Origin of the sequence: Companilactobacillus sp. RD055328, assembly GCF_022835675.1 — a bacterium.
In the GTDB taxonomy this organism is placed as follows: domain Bacteria; phylum Bacillota; class Bacilli; order Lactobacillales; family Lactobacillaceae; genus BQUT01.
In genome coordinates this window covers 928,408-947,141 of the sequence record NZ_BQUT01000005.1, presented here as the reverse complement: position 1 = coordinate 947,141, position 18,734 = coordinate 928,408, and the positions used below count along the sequence as shown (strand labels likewise).

Sequence of the window (18,734 nt, the reverse complement as noted above, 5' to 3'; positions counted from 1 at the left end):
TGTGAAATAAATGATTGATAAGCGTCTCATGCGCTTACCAGGAATTAAACAGTTGCTTACGATGCTTGCAGGGCTAACAGTCTTGCAAGCATTTGTTATTTTATTACAAGCTACGTTCTTATCGCGTGCGCTTGTGAATTCCTGGGAGCAAAAATCACTTAATACTATAATTCTTCCAACGACACTTTTCTTTGTGGTGTTTTTAATTAGACATTTAACGACACTTATCAAGCGTCGTTACTTGCATGTTCACGCTCAAAAAATAGCTGATGATTTACGTTCATCATTACTTGATAAGATATACACTACTGGCCCCAAAATGATCGGTAAAAGAGGAACTGGTAACCTTGTTACTACCGCTCTTGATGGAATGGATGAAGCTGAAAATTATATTAATCTAGTACTAGAAAAAATGATGAATATGTCCATCATTCCGCCAGTATTACTAGTCTATGTGTATTTCCAAGATATTAAATCTGGAATAATCTTAACTATTTTGGTTCCTTTAATTATTCTCTTTATGATTATTCTAGGCTATGCTGCTCAAGACAAGGCTGATCGTCAGTATGCTCAATACACTGTATTATCAAATCATTTCTTAGATTCACTTCGTGGACTTCCAACTCTAAAAATGCTTGGTTTAAGCAAGCGATATACTAAGAATATTTATAAGGTCAGTGAAGACTATCGTAAGAGTACAATTAGTACACTAAGAGTAGCCATTCTTTCAACCTTTGCTCTTGATTGGATTACTACTTTATCAATTGCCATACTTGCTGTCTTTCTTGGGTTAGGTTTGATCAACGGGAATATCACACTATATCCTGCTTTAATTAGTCTTATCTTAGCTCCTGAATATTTCTTACCATTAAGAGATTTTTCTAACGACTATCATGCAACATTAGATGGTAAAAATGCTATGAATAATCTACTTAATATTCTTGAAGTTCCTGATAACGAAGATAACAACGAGCTTCCGGCTATTTCCTGGGAAATATCAAGTACAGTAAAAGTACAGAACTTAAATTTCAACTATGATGATACTCAACCTGATGCAGATCTGCATGACGTAAACTTTGAATTATCCGGTTTTAATAAGATTGGTGTTATCGGTGAATCTGGGTCAGGTAAAACAACCTTAATTAATTTACTGGGTGGTTTTCTTAACTCATCTAGCGGACAAAATATCACAGTTAATAATCATCAAATACCGAACTTCGCACAAAAAAACTGGCAAAAACTGTTTTCATATATTCCACAAAAACCCTATTTATTCTCTGGAACTATAAAAGATAATATTGTCTTTTATAAACCAGAAGCTTCTCTTGAAGAGATTAATTCTGCCGTTGCTACCGCTAACTTAACTAGCTTCATAGATTCACTCCCTAACGGGTTGGATACTGTTGTCGGTGAAGGTGGTCGTGGTATCTCAGGTGGGCAAGCTCAACGTATTATGATTGCAAGAGCTGTATTAGATAATTCAAGAAAGATTATCCTCCTTGATGAGCCTACTGCTCATTTAGACATTGAAACTGAATACGAATTGAAGAAAACCTTCAATCAAGCTTTCAAAGATCATTTAGTTGTCTTTGCAACTCATCGATTACATTGGATTAACGAAATGGATTATGTCTTGGTTATGAAAGACGGAGCCATTGTGGAACAGGGAACTCCTGATGATTTAACGGCCAGCAATGGTTATTATGTTCAACTGATCAATCAAATGCGAGGTGAGAACCTATGATAAAAAATGACACTTGGGTGAAACCTTACTTAAAAAAATATAAACCTCTATTGAGAATGATATTTATTTTAGGAACTCTAACTGTCTTTTGTGGTGGCGCTTTGATGTTTACATCTGGCTACACTATTGATAAGTCAGCAACTCGCCCTTATAACATTCTTTTAATTTATGTGCCAGTCCTACTCACAAGAGCATTTGGTATTGGTCGTCCTGTATTTCGTTACTTAGAAAGACTTCGTAGCCATAACTGGGTGCTTAAAGTTACTTCTGATTTACGAACTAGGTTATATAAGACGTTAGAAAAAGATGCTAGTTATTTTAACGAAGAACATAAATCAGGTGAAATCCTTGGTTTATTGGCAGAAGATATTAACCATATCCAAAATCTCTTTCTTCGTACCGTATTTCCAGCCATTATTGGCTATATCGTAGTCATTCTTGTTAGTTTAGGAATTGGCTTCTTCAACATTTGGTTCGGCTTATTAATCTTGTTATTGCTTGTAGTTGAAACAGTCTTAGTTCCTTTAGTATCGGTTGCTGTCGAGTCAGCTCGTAAGGCTCACCAGAAACAAATCAAGGCACAGTTATATACCGAACTAACGGATAATATCTTGGGCGCTAATGACTGGATAATTGCTAATCGACAAGCTGATTTTAAGAATCTAACAAACGATAACATTCATCAATTGAATGTTTCTAAAATACAAAGCATGTCATTTACTCAAAGTCGAGATTTCTTATTGAATGTCGTTTTTGGAATAATGATAGTAACTCTACTAATCTTTACAAACTTATATTTCACTGGAAACCAAGAACAAGCAAACTGGGTAGCTGCATTTGCTTTGGGATTACTTCCATTGTCAGATTCATTGATCCCAGTGAGTCAAGGTTTTGAAGAATGGCCTGAATATAAAGATTCTATACAACGACTAAATGGTATCCAAACTGTAGATCAACAATTACCTGCACAAACAACAATTGACTTAGATAAAACTGATATAAAAATAGATAATGTTTCTTTCAATTACTCATCAGAATCTAAAGAATTAATTACTGATTTCAGCCAAGTTATTCCTAATGGTAATAAATTAGCAATCATTGGCCCTAGTGGTTCTGGAAAAACAACTATTTTGCAGTTGTTAATGGGAGACTTACAAGCCATTAAGGGTAAAATAACTATTAATGACGTTGATGTCTTACAGTTGCAAGACCAGCGTACAGAACTCTTTTCGGTATTGAATCAAGATCCATTCTTATTCAATACCTCAGTTATGAATAATATTCGACTAGGTAACGAACACGCTACTGAAGAACAAGTCAAAGAAGCCATTCAACGAGTCGGCATGAAAGAAACAATCGAAAAACTTCCACAAAAGTATGACACTTTGGTTGAGGAATCAGGTCAGCGTTTCTCTGGTGGAGAGAAACAACGTCTATCCTTAGCTCGTATTCTCTTGCAAGACACTCCAATCGTCTTGTTAGACGAACCAACAGTTGGTTTAGATCCAATTACAGAGAACAAACTCTTAGAGACGCTATTTGACGTTTTAAGCGACAAAACTATAATTTGGGTAACTCACCATCTACATAGCATTAATCACGCTGATAAAGTCATTTTCTTGTCAGATTCACAAATTGAGATGCAAGGTAATCCGGTTGAATTATATAAAACAAATAAACATTTCCAAGAACTATACAAAATGGATCAAGGTAAATAAAAAAGACGTCTAAGACGTCTTTTTTTTATTTACCTCTTTTTAGCATTTGCTTGGTTATATTAATTAGAATTTTTTTTGCTTCATTATCCGGCAATGTTTTAATACGATCTAAAGCACGAATTGTATAATGATCAGCTATTTTCTTTGTTTCAACAAGACCATTATTTTGTTCGATTAATTCAACAGCTCGTTTCTTTTGTTCGTTGTTTAATACTTCTTCTTCTAATAGCTCTCGTAATTCACCTGAATCATTTTTTAAAGCGAGAATTATTGGCAGTGAATATATCTTATTGGACAAATCTTCTAACACAGGTTTTCCTGTTTTTTTAGATGTGGAATAATCTAACAAATCATCAATAATCTGAAAAGCCATACCAATATCATGTCCAATATATTTTGCTTTTTTAATGATACTTTCATCAGCTTTTCCCATTACAGCACCGAATATAGCACTTAAAGAAAAAAGTTCAGCTGTCTTACCACTAATTTCACGAAGATACATCTTCACTGTTGCATCGGGATTATCATTAATTAGCATTTGATCGAGTTCACCCAGCAGAATCCTATGCATACTGCGGGAATTCATTAAAATATCTGTTCTATTTGGTGCGATTTGTGTTAATAGTTCAAAATAAATAGTAAATAACAAATCACCTGCATATATTGCGTTTCGCATTCCATACTTCGTATGGATAGTTTGCGCACCACGGCGTAATGGCGAGTTATCAATGACATCATCATGAATCAAAGTTGCTAAGTGTAAAATCTCTAACGTTGCCGAACCTTCAACTAGATCAACCTTAGAATCACCAAACTCACTGAATAAATAGAAAAAAGCCGGTCTAGTCATCTTACCACCAGCTTTAACTAAATCTGCTATTAAATCAGCTATTTCCTTGTTACGCACATCAACTTTAGACAAAACAAAGGCTTGAGTCTCTTCTAAACTTCGTCTTAATTTGGGATATGGTTGCCAAATGTTATTTACCACAGTTATAAAACCTCGTAAGTCTGTTATTATTTTAATAATAATATAAATAAATTATAAAGGGAAATTATGTTTATGCGTTTGCCAGTATTTTTAGAATTAATTGAAGTTCAATCTTTAACAGCCTCAATTTTACCAGTAATTCTTGGAAGTTTTTATTCTTATTTCCGTTATGGTCTAATTGACTGGAAGAACTTCATTATTTTTTTAATAGCATCGGTACTTTTTCATATGGCAGTTAACGTGCATGATAACCTCCAAGATTATTTGAACGCCGACAAATCTGAAACCTTCAGAACTAAAACTAACGTAGTTGGTGTCAACAAACTAGATACAAAATTAGTCTTAACAATTAATATCATTTTGTTTTTAATTTCTACCGTTTTAGGAATAATTCTTGTTATTAATACTGGATGGCCATTATTAGCCTTAGGGGTCTTTTCATTTTTAATTGGTTATTTTTATGCGTCTGGCCCTTATCCAATCAACAGAACTCCTTTTGCAGAGCCGGTTTCCGGATTCACAATGGGATTTATTATCTTTTTAATTGCCGTTTATGTTAATACTTATCATTCATATTCTTTATCTTGGCAATTTGTTTGGCCTATTTTTATCTCATCTGGATTAACTATGTTTGCTATCTCGAATATGTTGCTTGCAAACACAATTTGTGATGAACAAGAAGATATTGAATTAGAGAGAAAAACATTAGTCTACTTCATTGGAAAACCTGCCGCATTAAAACTCCTAGCATTCAGTTATATCACCGGTTTTGCATTTTTAATCGTGGCTGTTATTTTGAATTTTATGCCAGCATCTCTATTATTAACTCTTTTAATAATTCCTCTTGTTTATAGGAATACCAAATTTATCTTCCATAATCAAAATAAGCGAACGGCTTTTCCCCGTATCGCTCAAAATTTAGGAGTTATTATGATTGCCCAAGTTCTTAGCTTTGCTATTGGACTACTCTTCAATTAATTGATCTTTTTGATTTGTAACTTTTCCTAATAAATCGTAAGTATCCATAGCAATCATTAATTCTTCATTAGTTGGAATAACAAATATATCAACAGGAGCATTGTCTGCGTTAACTTTGACTTCTTGACCTCGAACATTATTTTTTTCGGGGTCTATTTTTATGCCTAAGAACCCAAGTCTTTGACAAATTCTTTCACGCATTTCTACACCATTTTCACCAACTCCAGCGGTGAATACTAACGCATCAAGACCACCAAGTTCAGCAACGTAAGCTCCAACGTACTTAACTACACGATTAACAAAAATATCCAATGCTAATTGAGCTCTATCATTAGTATCTTCAATTTCTTCTAAATCACGCATATCATTTGAAACTCCTGAGATACCAAGTAAACCAGATTTCTTATTAAGAATATCTATGAATTCGTCAACATTATAGATATTAAGTTTTTTCATCATATACGGGATTAATGACACATCTATATCACCGCTACGTGTACTCATAGTAATTCCTGCTAGCGGAGTAAAGCCCATTGAAGTATCAATTGCTTGGCCGTTTTTAATTGCACTAATTGATGCACCACTTCCCAAATGCAATGTAATTACACGTTTTTGAGATTCTTCACTTAATAATTGCCCAGCTCTTTGACTTACAAAGCGATGGCTAGTTCCATGTGCACCATATTTTCTTACACCATATTTATCATAATATTTCTTATCTATGCTATATAAGTAGTTAACTTCACTCAATGTACTGAAAAATGATGAGTCAAATACCGCAACCTGAATTGCTTCTGGTAACAGTTTGCTAAATACATCAATATAGTACGCTTCAACTGGATTATGTAGTGGAGCATATTCACTAAGTCGTTTAATATCGTCTAATGAACTAGACGTGATGATTGAAGATTTTTTGAAAATTTCTCCTCCGGCCACAACACGATGACCAACGGCTTTTATATCTTCAAACTTATCAACAATTTTTAATTCTTTTAATCGAGTAAGTATCAAAGTTGCAGCAACTTCATTAGTTTCAATCGGTTCTTCTTGTTTGAATTTTTTACCATCACCAAATTTCGCAGTGAAAACAGCATTCTTTTTGCCCAATCGATCGATCATACCTTTAGCAATCAATTGTTTTTCCGGCATATTAAATAGCTGCCATTTCAAAGTGCTACTACCTGCATTAATTGAAATTATTTTTACCATCGTTATACTCCATATCATTCTTGATTGTTAGCGATTACATTATAACATTTTCTAATTTACTTTAATAAACAGTTTATTAATTTAGTTATTTTTTAAACACAAAAACCTGTGTAATCGGTGTTATTACAAGCTTTGACAGAGTTAATCCATAATGTTAGTATTTAGTTATTAGTTTGGTTCACATGGAGGGCCTTTATGAATTTTTTAAATAAATTCTTTGTCGACGAAAAGAATAGTGATAAACCTAGTAATATCACCGTTGACGAGAAAAATAATAACGAGGAAACACAAATTAAAATGAACAACAATAAACCAGAAGATAATCATGCAAATAGCATAGTTATTGAGAAAAAAATGACAGAGCTTGCTACTGAATACAGTAAATTACGTTCTTCATTAAAGTTCAGTCTTTTCTCAGAACGCGATACTCTTGTAACTGATAAAGAGAAGACAGAACAACATATAGCCGACTTAACCAACCGTCAATCTCAATACACTGAACAAAAAAACGAATTGTCTACTCAAGATGACTCTAATCTTAAAAATCAACTTGCTGGCGATAAGCAACAATTAGAAAACCAGATTGAATTAGCCGAGAAATATAAAGAACAAAATAACGGTGTAGAAGAAGAGTTACAACTTAATGAAGCAGCATTAACTAAAGTTAACTCATCTTTAGATAGTAATAAGCAAGCCGAAGATAGTCTTTCTGAAGAAATCAAGAATGAAACTGATTTGAAAAAAATGTACGCCTTAATGGATAACCAAAAAAAGGCCGTGGCTAACTTATATGAAGAACGCGAACAACTTAATCATCAACGTGATTCTTTATTATCTAAAAAAGCAGAATTGTCAGAAGAAAACGAACAATTACTTTCTAATATTAATGAGACTAATTCCACAGCATCACAAATTAAAGCTCAAATTTCTCAATTAGAACGTCAAATTCATGATAATTCACAAAAACGTACTCAAACAATCTCACAACTTACTGGACAATTATCAAACGTTGAAAATGAATTGATTGCAGCTAACAATCATTTAACAACTACGAATAAAAACATTAAAAACTTGGATAATAAGATTCAAACTACTTTCAACTCTAATCATTTGGTTCGTGATGTTGAATTTGACCAAGAAAAAACTTACGCTATTTTACAATCAAGTAATGATACAACAGGTAATCTAACCGGTGATATATATGACTTTGTTTCAGATAAATCTTCTAACAAGGTTCTCACTCTAACTAGTCAACCTTTTAATAACTTGTCTAACATTTCTGATGTAATTGATTTATATCATGATCTTCAACAAAGTTCTAAGCCAACTAACAAACGTGTCTCTATCCAAGACAAGGAAGGTTGGAAAACAGTCAAAGAAGAAGGCGTTACAAAAATATATGACGATAGCGACAAGTTACTTATGACTGTTTTCTTCGACAATCAATTAATTTCATCTATCAATTACTTCACTGACGACAAATTAAATAAAACTAATTTTTATAACAAAGATGGTATTCTTTCACTTACAAAGTTCTTCAATGATAAAGAATCTATCACTGAAGAAACTTACTATCGTACCGATGGTAGTACAGTTTTAACTAAACAGTTCGAAAGTGAACAATTAACATCTATTCAATTATTTGACGAAGATGGGTTACAAACTAATGTCTTCAGTAGCGAACTCCAATTAATCAAATGGTGGTTTGAAAACACCACTAAGCAATTCAAAAATATTGTTCTAATTGGGGATCCAACCGATGAAGTATTTAAGAATTTATCAAGTGATAAAGAATTAAATGCACAAACATTGGTATACTTGGACAACGTTCATAGCAATATCGGTCGTATCCGAGCTTTATTACACAGTAAACCTTTAATTTATGATATTTTAGTAACTAATCAAGATGACTTACAATCTATTGAAGATATTACTGATCGTGATATTAATGTTTCAGTTATAACTGAAACTGCTTATGAAAGTAACAGTGAAAAATTACCAAAAGCTTTAATTTAATTAATGAGGATACTTGTTGATTTAATCAATGTGTATCCTTTTTCAATATAGGAGGTACCATGGAAACACTTATTCCAATTATTATTATTTTGATCGCATCTCTACTTATTAGTCACATATTCAATAAGATTGGTGTTCCTGCAGTTCTAGGAATTCTAGTCTTAGGTGTCATATTAGGACCTGGTGTCACTAATATTATTAAACCAACACACTTAATCGAAGTCTTTGCCGAAATCGGTGTTATTTTACTGATGTTTATCGCCGGACTCGAAAGTGATCTTAAACTTTTAAAGAAATATTTCCGACCTAGCATGATTGTTGCTATTTTAGGGGTTGTTATACCGCTTGGTAGTGTATTTATTTTTAACTACTTCTTCGGTTTCTCATTAAAAGAGAACATTTTTGTTGCAATAGTTTTTGCCGCAACTTCCGTTTCAATTTCTGTTGAAGTTTTAAAGAGTTTAAATTATCTATCAACTATTGCAGCCACAACTATTTTAGGTGCTGCCGTTGCTGATGATATTATGGCTATCTTCCTACTAAGTGTAATGACTGGTAGCCTAACAGGAACATTATCCGTTACCGGAATGATTATCATGGTCTTATCTTGGGTAGTATTTTTCGTACTCTCATATTTTGCCATCGTCAAACTCATTCCATATTTAAATCATGTTGGATCTAAAATGATTGCTTCTCAATCTACCATTATTACCGCCTTATCAATTTGTTTCTTAATGGCTTTCTTAGCTGATTGGGTTCGTCTTGATGCTGTATTAGGCGCATTCTTAGCTGGTATTGCGTATTCGGAAGTTAAGAATAAAGAAGAGATTAATAACTCAATTCAAACTATTGGTTATTCAATTTTTATTCCTATTTTCTTCGTTAGTATCGGACTTAACATTTCATTTGATAGTCTAGGTAAAGATCTATTCTTAATTATTTCATTAACCGTTATCGGTATTTTAGGAAAACTATTAGGTTCTGGATTCGGTGCCAAACTATCAGGCTTTTCACTTGATGATTCATACATAATTGGTTCTGGAATGATCTCTCGTGGTGAAATGGCCCTAATTATCGCCCAAGCAGGCTTCTCAGCCAATTTAATGAGTAGAGAGTATTATTCTGCCATTATCTTTGCAGTTGTCTTAACGACGCTTCTAGCGCCTTTAATCTTACGTCATGCAATATTAAGAAAATCCAATCATAAATAAACCGTTTTCTTTTATGATTGTGATTTACCAAATCAAATGTATAATAGGCTTGTAGCCATTATTCACAATTATTTGGGAGGTTTTATATTTATGACTCATATTCTTATTTTAGGTGCTGGTTATGCTGGTATCAGAAGTGCTAAGAAACTTAGCAAACTAGTTCCTGGGGATACAACTATTGACTTAGTTGATAAAAACACAGATCACGTTGAAAAGATGTCTCTACACGAAATTGCTGCAGGTACATCAACGGTTAAATCAATGAGTTTTCCTATTAAAGATTCAATCAATACTGATAAGGTTAACTTCATTCAAGCAACTGTTACAAAAATTAACAAAGACGAAAAAACTGTTTCATTCTCAGATCATGAAGATATGTCTTACGACTATCTAATTATCGGTCTTGGTTTCCGTTCTGAAAACTTTGGTCTACCTGGTGCTGATGAATTCTCATTAGTACTTCAAGATATTCCAACAGCCGAAAAAATATTCGAAACTATTGAAAAAAATGTTGCTAACTACAAGACATCAAATGATCCAAAAGATTTAAACATTGTTGTCTGTGGTGCCGGTTTTACAGGTGTAGAAATTCTTGGAGAATTAATTGATTCAACTAAGAAACTACAAGAGAAATATGGTACACCAGAAATTAACGTTACATGTTTAGAAATGGCAACTCGTATCTTGCCAATGTTTGATGAAGAATTAGCTGATTATGCTGTTGAATACTTAAAGAAAAACAACATTAACCTAAAAACAGGATCAAAAATTAAAGAAATCCAAAAAGATGGTGTTCTTTATGATGATACTGAAGGTAATGAACATAAGGATGAAGCAAATACAATCATTTGGACAGTTGGTGTAAGTGGTAGTGATGTTATGACAGAATCTGGTTTCGATGTTAAGAGAAATCGTGCTGTTGTTACAGATTACTTAAATCTTGAATCTAACCCTGAAATCTACGTTCTCGGTGATGTATCAGCATCTATGGATCCTGAATCAAATCGCCCATACCCAACAACAGCTCAACTAGCTATTGCTCAAGCTGATGTTGCCGCTAAAAATATTGTTGCTTCAATCAAAAATACAAACCCTGAGAAATTTGTATACAAATCATTAGGTACTATTGCTTCTCTTGGTCAACATACTGGTATCGCTGATATGATTATCGGTGGTCGCCACTTCAAGACCAAAGGTGGTATGGCAGCTCACGCTAAGAACTTCTCAAAAGACAAGTCAATACTAGAAGTAAGTAATCTAAAAATTGCTCTTGCAAAAGGAAAATTATAATAAAAAAGCTTATCTTAAAAAGATAAGCTTTTTTTGTTGTCATTTCTTGACAAAAACATGTTTTTACTATAAATTGGACTATACCAAAAGAAAATTTATGGAGGCTTTACGATGAAAATTATAAAAGTAAAAGATGCCAATGAAGGTGGCCTAAAAGCATTTGAAATCTTCAAAGAAGCATTAAACAACGGAACTCAAGTTTTCGGTTTGGCTACTGGTTCTTCACCAATTACCTTATATCAAAATCTTGCCAAAAGTGATCTAGATTTTTCTGATAGAGTATCAGTAAACTTAGATGAATATGTTGGTCTAACAGCCGATAACGAACAAAGTTATCACTACTTTATGCAAAAAAATCTTTTCGATGCTAAGCCTTTCAAAAAGTCTTATGTTCCTGATGGTTCAAATCCAGATGCTAATAAAGCAACTTCAGACTACGATAAGATTATTGAAGAAAATCCTATCGGTCTTCAATTACTTGGCCTAGGTCGTAATGCCCACATTGGCTTCAATGAGCCAGGATCATCTTTTGATGCTCTTACATCAAAGGTTTCACTTACACAATCAACTATCGAAGCTAATACACGTTTCTTTGATAAAGAAGAAGATGTTCCCAAGTTTGCTTACTCAATGGGAATTGGCTCAATTTTGAAATCTAAAAAGATCTTATTAGTAGCTTATGGAGACGCAAAAGCTGAAGCAATTAGTAATATGGTTAATGGGCCTGTTACTGAAGATGTTCCAGCATCAGCATTACAAAACCATCCAGATGTAACAATTATTGTTGATGAAGCTGCTGCTGCAAAACTCTAATAACCGGTGATATTAAAGGACTAAATAAAAAAGGAAGCTCTTAATGAGCTTCCTTTTTTGCTATTCTTCCACGTTCAATATAAACACTTAATATTCCAATATCAGCTGGATTAACCCCACTAATGCGGCTTGCTTGTGCAACTGTTCGAGGATTTATTTTTTCTAATTTTTCAATGGCTTCAGTTGCTAAGTTAGTAACTTGACGATAATCAATATTTTCAGGAATCATTTTTGATTCCATTTTACGTAGATGTTCAATATTAGCTTTTTCCTTTCTAATATATCCTTCGTACTTAATGATAATTTCTACTTGTTCTTTTACTCGTCGATCTACATTAACAACACCGATGAACTTCTCAATATCACCGTAATGTACTTCTGGTCGTTTCAATAAGTCAGCAGCAAGAATTCCATCTTGTAGTGGTTTAAAGTTGTTCTCAACCATGAATGATTGTACATCATCATTTGGTTTTATCATTGTTTTGCTTAATCGATTAAATTCGTTTTCTATATCGTTTCGCTTGTTAACAAAAGCGTTATAACGTTCTTCATTTATCAATCCTAAGTCATGACCTTTTTCAGTTAAACGCATGTCAGCATTGTCATGTCTTAAGATTAAGCGGTACTCTGCGCGACTAGTCAACAAACGGTAAGGTTCATTAGTTCCCTTAGTAACCAAATCGTCTATTAAAACACCGATATAGGCATCATCACGACCTAAGATAAATGGATCTTTATCTTGGTTTTTCAATGCCGCATTAATTCCCGCTATCAATCCTTGTCCGGCTGCTTCCTCGTAACCAGATGTTCCATTCATTTGTCCAGCTGTAAATAAATTATCAATGATTTTTGTTTCAAGAGTAGATTTCAATTGCCATGGCTCAATAACATCATATTCAATGGCATAACCAGGTCTCATCATTTCAGCGTTCTCTAGTCCTTCAACAGAATGGATCATATCAAGCTGAACTTCTTCTGGCATTGATGTAGAAAAATCACCAACATAATATTCTTGTGTATTACGACCTTCTGGTTCTAAGAATATTTGGTGTCTTGGCTTATCAGCAAATCTAACTATTTTATCTTCAATAGAAGGGCAGTAACGTGGGCCAACTCCTTCTATGACGCCGGAAAACATAGGAGCACGATCTAAGTTATTTTGAATGATTTCATGAGTTTTTGCATTTGTATAAGTCATCCAACATGAGAGTTGTTCTTTTAATTTCAAATAATTCTCATCAGGTGTTTCAAATGAAAAATGATTAGGTTCTTCATCACCAGGTTGTTCTTCTGTCTTATCAAAATCAATCGTATGTTTATTGACACGTGGTGGAGTTCCCGTCTTAAAACGTGTTAATTTAAATCCTTGGTTTTCCAAATCTTCAGATAACTTAATTGAAGGAATCGAATTATTAGGACCTGAGGAGTACATTAATTCACCTATGATGATTTTCCCTCTAGAAGAAGTTCCAGCTGTTAAAACGACGCTTTTTGCACGATAACGAGCTCCTGTGTTAGTAACTACACCAACACATACTCCATCTTCAACAATTAACTCTTCAACAATTCCTTGTCTTAGTGTTAAGTTAGGTTGATTCTCTAAGGTATTTTTCATAACACTGTGATAAAGTTCCTTGTCTGCTTGCGCACGTAGAGCACGAACAGCAGGGCCTTTACCAGTATTTAACATTCTCATCTGAATATAGGTAGCATCAATTGCTTTACCCATTTGTCCGCCTAAGGCATCAATTTCTCGGACAACAATACCTTTTGCCGGTCCACCTAATGATGGGTTACAAGGCATAAAGGCAACCATATCTAGATTAATTGTAAGCAAGAGAGTTTTTTCACCCATGCGAGAAGCTGCTAATGCTGCTTCTGATCCAGCATGTCCTGCACCAACTACAATTACATCATAATTATTTGATTCGTATTCTTTCATTTTCTTACTTCCCTAAACAAAATTGGCTAAACAACTGTGTAATTAATTCATCAGGATAGCTCTCACCGGTGATTTCACCGAGTTTTTCCCAACAATTAGTCATGTCTATTTGAACTAAATCAATTGGCATTTCATTTTCAATCCCATTAATAACTTCATCTAATGAAACTCGTGCCTGACGCAGTAGTCCTGCTTGTCTGGCATTTGTTACTAGTACATCATTTCTACTATCTTCAATACCTAGCATAAATAACTTTTTAACAGCTTCTTTGATATCATCAATACCGTCATTAGTAATTGCTGACGTCGAAATCAACACGTCTGAACCGGTGATATAACTGGATAGTGATGCTTTATCAGTTTTTTCACTTAGGTCGTTTTTATTAATAATAATGATACGTTTCTTACTGCTTGTTAGCTCTAATAAGTCTGTATCTTCTTGTATAATTTCACGACTACCGTCAAGCACCAAAACGATTAAATCGGCGGTATCAATAGCATTCTTACTTCGATCAACACCAATTTTTTCGACTTTATCATCTGTTTCACGGATTCCGGCGGTATCTATCAATCGTAAAGGAATTCCATCAAGATTAACAAATTGTTCAATTACATCACGTGTAGTTCCGGCCACATCAGTAACAATAGCTCGATCTTCATCTAATAATGTATTTAAAATACTAGATTTTCCAACGTTAGGTTTTCCAACAATTGCTGTCGCTAATCCTTCACGAAGAATCTCACCGTTTTGTGATGTCTTTAGTAATCCGTTGATACTTGTTTTTACTTGCTTAGCTTTTTCTAACAACATTTTTGTCGTTAATTCATCCGTATCGTATTCTGGATAGTCGATGTTAACTTCAACATTAGCTAAAACATCTAAGATTTCTTGACGCAAATTTTTAATTAATTTTGATAAGTTACCTTCTAATTGATTAACTGCAACTTGCATTGCTTTATCTGTTTTTGCTCGAATTACATCCATTACAGACTCAGCTTGAGTTAAATCAATACGTCCATTTAAATAAGCGCGTTTTGTGAATTCTCCGGGTTCTGCAAGGCGAGCACCTTGTTCTATTAATAGCTGTAATACTTCATTAGTAGCTACAATTCCACCATGAGTATTAATCTCAACCACATCTTCCATAGTAAAGGTTCTAGGCGCACGCATTACACTAACCATAACTTCATCGATTGTTTTATCATCATCAATAATATGGCCGTAGTTGATTGTGTGACTATCTACTGTTGCTAAATTCTTACCTTTAAATATTTTATTAGCAATTTCAATACTTTGTTCTCCAGATAGACGCACAATTGAGATTGCTCCTTCACCTGGTGGTGTTGAAACTGCCGCAATTGTATCGTAATCAGTTACCATACTCATAATTACTCCTTCTAATGTAATCCAATAAAAAAAGCGCAATTAAATCACAATAGACGTAATTGTCTACATAGATTCAAAGCACTTTCACCGCTTTTGTATATTTAATTAATTAGATAATAACCACTTATTGACTATTCGTCAATTATTTCTTCTTAAAAGCTTTCTTTTTAGCTTTACGAATAGCTTTTTGTTTCTCTTTTTCTGCCTCTTCTTTTTCACGTTGTTCACGACGGAATTTGAAGGGGTTTTGTAAAATCAAAGTTTGTAACACTTGGAATGCATTTGTAACAACCCAATAAATTGTGATTGCACTTGCAAATGTCAATGCCGGGAAGAATATTATTAATGGCATTGTAAACATCATAATCTTAGTAATACCCGTTTGATTTGGTTGAGAAATACTTGAAATATAAGTACTCAACAATGTAAATAGGGCAGCTAAGATAGCCATAATGTAATATGGATCTGGCTTACCAAGTTGCATCCACAAGAAACTACCTGTACGCAATTCTTGTGTCTTGAAAATTGCTTGATACAAAGCAAACATAACTGGTAATTGAATTAACATTGGCAATAAGCTAGCAAATGGATTGATCCCAGCATCTGAATATAATTTTTGTTGTTCTTCAGACATTTTTTGACGAGATTCCATATCCTTGCCAGGATATTTCTTTTGTAATTCTTTAATTTGAGGTTGTAGAGCTTGTTGTTTGTTCATACTTTTAATTTGATAGTAATTCAAAGGAAGTAAAACAATTCTAATAATTATAGTGAACAAGACAATTGCCCAACCATAACTATTACCAACTAGACTAGCTAACCAAAGGATAAATCTTGAAAAACTATAAACAACATAGTGACTCCAAAATCCTGGAGTAGAACTAGTAATTGGTTCATTGTAATAGTTTTGTGAACAACCAGTTAAAACAACCATAAATACTAGTAATAATCCCAGTAGTAACCATTTATTCTTCTTAATATTTTTCACTTTTCAAACCAATCCTTACTCAGTTTCTTCTATTATCTTACCTAATTTGAGAACATGTTGGATATTTTTTTTAGTTTCAAACATATCTAAGTCGATAGAAGGCTTTCTCGCAATTATCAAAAAATCTACTTCGGCTGGTATCTGTTCTTTCAATTCAAACAAAGATTGTCGAACATATCTTTTAATTCGATTTCTTTTGTTAGCTCTTAAAGCAACTTTTTTACCAACTGAAAGTCCCACTCGAAAATGCTTTTGTCCTGGTTTTTCCAATTGATAAAGTACAAAGTTCTTATTGGCTACTGAATTTCCACCGAAGAAAACTTTTTGAAATTCATCTTCTTTTTTAATTCGGTAACTTTTTTTCATTAAATAATCACCATACTCAAAATGAAATTATAAAAAAAGACCACTGATTATCAGTAGTCTATGCTGATAGAACTTTTCTACCTTTTTTACGGCGACGTGCTAAAACTTTACGACCGTTGCTAGTACTCATTCTTTTCATGAAGCCATGTACACGTTCACGATGGCGTTTCTTTGGTTGGAATGTTCTTTTAGTTTTCATCTGTTTGCCTCCATTACCTATTTATCTTTTAATAATTAATTGTTACGTAAATTAATCTCTAAGACAATTACTGATATATATTATCACGAAAGTAATCAAAGTTAAACAAAAATTTCAAAAAAATCAGCGTTGTATCAACAAGTTATTCACTTTTTAAAAGTAACTTCTGTGCATAACTTTTCATTTGATCAATATTTTTGAGAAGAATACACAATGTTATCCCCACCTTTTCCACAAAACAACAAGCTGTGAATTATTTTTTCCACACATAATGAATTATTGTGGATATCTATGTTAATTATTATTATTTCTAAGCTTTTTGTTCACTTATCCTTGTTAATATCTTTTCAAAAAATAAATTATCCACAGTATAAACACTCTTTTTTCTTTATTTATTCACCTACCTGTGTTTTTTGTTAATAATTATTTCTGAAATCTGTGGAAAACCTTTTTACTGAATGCTAGAATAAAGAGTACTTATTGCTACAAATCTTAATATTCTCTTAAACAATTCGGAGGAACCTTGTGCAAGATAATCAAAATATTGACTTAAATGAGTTTTGGTCTTTTATAGAAGAAAAACTTAAATCTACATTTGAAGCTGTTAGTTACGATACTTGGGTAAAGTCTGCTAAGCCTGTAGCTCTTGAAGATAATCGTATTATCATCGAAGTTAACAATGCTGTTGCTCAAAATTATTGGGAAAAAAATATTGCTCAAAAAGTTGTTGAAGTCGCTTTTGAACATTACTCAACAGACATAACTCCAGTAATTAAACTCGAGTCGGAAGTAATTCCAGCTACTCAAACAAATGATAATTCTCCAAATATTTCTGACCGAAAACCTGCGGCTCTTAATAATAAATACACATTTGAAAAATTTGTTACTGGATCTGGAAACCAAATGGCACATGCTGCTGCATTAGTTGTTTCTGAAGAACCAGGAGTTTTATATAATCCGTTATTCATCTATGGTGGCGTTGGTTTAGGTAAAACCCATTTGATGCAAGCTATCGGTCATCAATTGCTCAAAAAAAATCCAGATGCAAATGTAAAATACGTAACTTCAGAAACATTTGCCAATGATTTCATCAGTTCTATTCAAAATCAAACACAAAATGAATTCAGAAATGCTTATCGAACCGTAGATCTATTGATGGTTGACGATATTCAATTCTTCGCTGATAAAGAAGGTACACAAGAAGAATTCTTCCATACTTTCAACGAACTCTTTAATAATAAGAAACAAATTGTTCTTACATCAGATCGTCTGCCAAATGATATACCTAAACTAGAAGAACGTTTGGTTTCTCGTTTCAAATGGGGACTTTCAGTTGACATTACGGCCCCTGATTTAGAAACTAGAATCGCAATCCTTCGCAACAAAGCTGATTACGAAAATCTAGAAATTCCTGACGAAACACTTTCTTATATTGCGGCTCAAATTGATAGTAATGTTCGTGAGCTTGAAGGGGCATTGGTTAGAGTTCAAGCTTACTCAGCAATGAATAAGTCTGATATCAATACCACTCTAGCTGCTGAAGCTATGAAAGGCTTGAAATTATCTAAAAAGAAAAAAGGTCTTACTATTAGTAGGATTCAAGATCGTGTTGCTAAATACTATAAGATTTCTGTTGAGGATATTAAGGGTAAAAAAAGAGTTCACTCTATTGTAATCCCAAGACAAATTGCAATGTATCTAGCAAGAGAACTCACAGAAAAGTCCTTACCTCAAATTGGTCAAGAATTTGGTGGCAAAGATCATACAACGGTTATGCATTCTTTTGAGAAGATAAATGAAGAGTTAAAAATCAACAATGATTTGCAACGAACAATTAACGACTTGAAGAATGATTTAAAAAACTAGTTGTGGATAAGAGTTC

At 33.4% G+C, this 18,734-nt stretch carries 15 protein-coding genes; 8 read left to right on the top strand and 7 right to left on the bottom strand.

Going from position 1 to position 18,734, the window contains the following annotated elements; genetic code table 11:
- Positions 1 to 10: 10 nt before the first annotated feature.
- Both cydD and cydC read left to right on the top strand, forming a co-directional pair.
- Entirely contained in the window at positions 11 to 1,744 is a 1,734-nt protein-coding gene (cydD, locus tag RD055328_RS06965) for a thiol reductant ABC exporter subunit CydD (protein WP_244088071.1), read from the top strand.
- Entirely contained in the window at positions 1,741 to 3,462 is a 1,722-nt protein-coding gene (cydC, locus tag RD055328_RS06960; RefSeq protein WP_244088070.1) for a thiol reductant ABC exporter subunit CydC, read from the top strand. Before cydD ends, cydC begins: the two co-directional genes overlap by 4 nt.
- 25 nt (positions 3,463 to 3,487) lie before the next feature.
- Here cydC and RD055328_RS06955 read toward each other — a convergent pair whose 3' ends face one another.
- The gene (locus RD055328_RS06955) at positions 3,488 to 4,453 is read right to left on the bottom strand and encodes a polyprenyl synthetase family protein (RefSeq protein WP_244088069.1); all 966 of its coding nucleotides are present in this window, start codon (positions 4,451 to 4,453) and stop codon (positions 3,488 to 3,490) included.
- 72 nt (positions 4,454 to 4,525) lie between these two features.
- Here RD055328_RS06955 and RD055328_RS06950 point away from each other — a divergent pair, with 72 nt between their 5' ends.
- Positions 4,526 to 5,431, top strand: a complete 906-nt coding sequence (locus RD055328_RS06950) for a 1,4-dihydroxy-2-naphthoate polyprenyltransferase (RefSeq protein WP_244088068.1) — start codon at positions 4,526 to 4,528, stop codon at positions 5,429 to 5,431.
- On the opposite strand, the gene RD055328_RS06945 is transcribed toward RD055328_RS06950, so the two are convergent.
- Positions 5,417 to 6,640 carry an acetate/propionate family kinase gene (locus RD055328_RS06945; protein WP_244088067.1) on the bottom strand — a complete coding sequence of 408 codons (1,224 nt, stop codon included), beginning with the start codon at positions 6,638 to 6,640 and terminating at the stop codon, positions 5,417 to 5,419. The two genes, RD055328_RS06950 and RD055328_RS06945, sit on opposite strands and share 15 nt — an antisense overlap.
- Before the next feature lie 195 nt (positions 6,641 to 6,835).
- Between RD055328_RS06945 and RD055328_RS06940 the strand changes: the two genes are divergently transcribed.
- The 4 genes from RD055328_RS06940 (at position 6,836) to RD055328_RS06925 (ending at position 11,970) form a co-directional block, all read left to right on the top strand.
- Positions 6,836 to 8,656 carry a hypothetical protein gene (locus tag RD055328_RS06940; RefSeq protein ID WP_244088066.1) on the top strand — a complete coding sequence of 607 codons (1,821 nt, stop codon included), beginning with the start codon at positions 6,836 to 6,838 and terminating at the stop codon, positions 8,654 to 8,656.
- Positions 8,657 to 8,715: 59 nt separating this feature from the next.
- On the top strand, positions 8,716 to 9,867 hold the full coding sequence (locus tag RD055328_RS06935) for a cation:proton antiporter (RefSeq protein ID WP_244088065.1): 1,152 nt from the start codon (positions 8,716 to 8,718) through the stop codon (positions 9,865 to 9,867).
- A 90-nt stretch (positions 9,868 to 9,957) separates the two neighbouring features.
- Positions 9,958 to 11,157, top strand: a complete 1,200-nt coding sequence (locus RD055328_RS06930) for an NAD(P)/FAD-dependent oxidoreductase (RefSeq protein ID WP_244088064.1) — start codon at positions 9,958 to 9,960, stop codon at positions 11,155 to 11,157.
- Between the two features lie 111 nt (positions 11,158 to 11,268).
- Positions 11,269 to 11,970: a glucosamine-6-phosphate deaminase gene (locus RD055328_RS06925; RefSeq protein ID WP_244088063.1), complete on the top strand. Its 702-nt coding sequence runs from the start codon at positions 11,269 to 11,271 to the stop codon at positions 11,968 to 11,970.
- 40 nt (positions 11,971 to 12,010) lie between these two features.
- Here RD055328_RS06925 and mnmG read toward each other — a convergent pair whose 3' ends face one another.
- From mnmG to rpmH, 5 genes are all read right to left on the bottom strand, one after another.
- Positions 12,011 to 13,912, bottom strand: a complete 1,902-nt coding sequence (gene mnmG / locus RD055328_RS06920) for a tRNA uridine-5-carboxymethylaminomethyl(34) synthesis enzyme MnmG (protein WP_244088062.1) — start codon at positions 13,910 to 13,912, stop codon at positions 12,011 to 12,013.
- A gap of 4 nt (positions 13,913 to 13,916) precedes the next feature.
- Positions 13,917 to 15,302 carry a tRNA uridine-5-carboxymethylaminomethyl(34) synthesis GTPase MnmE gene (mnmE, locus tag RD055328_RS06915; RefSeq protein ID WP_244088158.1) on the bottom strand — a complete coding sequence of 462 codons (1,386 nt, stop codon included), beginning with the start codon at positions 15,300 to 15,302 and terminating at the stop codon, positions 13,917 to 13,919.
- 139 nt (positions 15,303 to 15,441) lie between these two features.
- A complete protein-coding gene (locus RD055328_RS06910) occupies positions 15,442 to 16,233 on the bottom strand; it encodes a YidC/Oxa1 family membrane protein insertase (protein WP_375708077.1) in 792 nt (263 codons plus the stop codon).
- Positions 16,234 to 16,302: 69 nt separating this feature from the next.
- Positions 16,303 to 16,653: a ribonuclease P protein component gene (gene rnpA / locus RD055328_RS06905; RefSeq protein WP_244088060.1), complete on the bottom strand. Its 351-nt coding sequence runs from the start codon at positions 16,651 to 16,653 to the stop codon at positions 16,303 to 16,305.
- A 58-nt stretch (positions 16,654 to 16,711) separates the two neighbouring features.
- Complete coding sequence (rpmH, locus tag RD055328_RS06900) at positions 16,712 to 16,852, bottom strand: 50S ribosomal protein L34 (protein ID WP_244088059.1); 141 nt, start codon at positions 16,850 to 16,852, stop codon at positions 16,712 to 16,714.
- A gap of 525 nt (positions 16,853 to 17,377) precedes the next feature.
- Here rpmH and dnaA point away from each other — a divergent pair.
- The gene (gene dnaA / locus RD055328_RS06895; protein ID WP_244088058.1) at positions 17,378 to 18,718 is read left to right on the top strand and encodes a chromosomal replication initiator protein DnaA; all 1,341 of its coding nucleotides are present in this window, start codon (positions 17,378 to 17,380) and stop codon (positions 18,716 to 18,718) included.
- Positions 18,719 to 18,734 lie beyond the last annotated feature (16 nt).

What these genes read in the sequence shown, in the direction of transcription:
- cydD (WP_244088071.1), top strand. Translation starts at nt 11, where the DNA reads ATGATTGATAAGCGTCTCATGCGCTTACCAGGAATTAAACAGTTGCTT.
- cydC (WP_244088070.1), top strand. Translation starts at nt 1,741, where the DNA reads ATGATAAAAAATGACACTTGGGTGAAACCTTACTTAAAAAAATATAAA.
- RD055328_RS06950 (WP_244088068.1), top strand. Translation starts at nt 4,526, where the DNA reads ATGCGTTTGCCAGTATTTTTAGAATTAATTGAAGTTCAATCTTTAACA.
- RD055328_RS06945 (WP_244088067.1), bottom strand. Translation starts at nt 6,640, where the DNA reads ATGGTAAAAATAATTTCAATTAATGCAGGTAGTAGCACTTTGAAATGG.
- RD055328_RS06940 (WP_244088066.1), top strand. Translation starts at nt 6,836, where the DNA reads ATGAATTTTTTAAATAAATTCTTTGTCGACGAAAAGAATAGTGATAAA.
- RD055328_RS06935 (WP_244088065.1), top strand. Translation starts at nt 8,716, where the DNA reads ATGGAAACACTTATTCCAATTATTATTATTTTGATCGCATCTCTACTT.
- RD055328_RS06930 (WP_244088064.1), top strand. Translation starts at nt 9,958, where the DNA reads ATGACTCATATTCTTATTTTAGGTGCTGGTTATGCTGGTATCAGAAGT.
- RD055328_RS06925 (WP_244088063.1), top strand. Translation starts at nt 11,269, where the DNA reads ATGAAAATTATAAAAGTAAAAGATGCCAATGAAGGTGGCCTAAAAGCA.
- mnmG (WP_244088062.1), bottom strand. Translation starts at nt 13,912, where the DNA reads ATGAAAGAATACGAATCAAATAATTATGATGTAATTGTAGTTGGTGCA.
- RD055328_RS06910 (WP_375708077.1), bottom strand. Translation starts at nt 16,233, where the DNA reads ATGGTTGTTTTAACTGGTTGTTCACAAAACTATTACAATGAACCAATT.
- rnpA (WP_244088060.1), bottom strand. Translation starts at nt 16,653, where the DNA reads ATGAAAAAAAGTTACCGAATTAAAAAAGAAGATGAATTTCAAAAAGTT.
- rpmH (WP_244088059.1), bottom strand. Translation starts at nt 16,852, where the DNA reads ATGAAAACTAAAAGAACATTCCAACCAAAGAAACGCCATCGTGAACGT.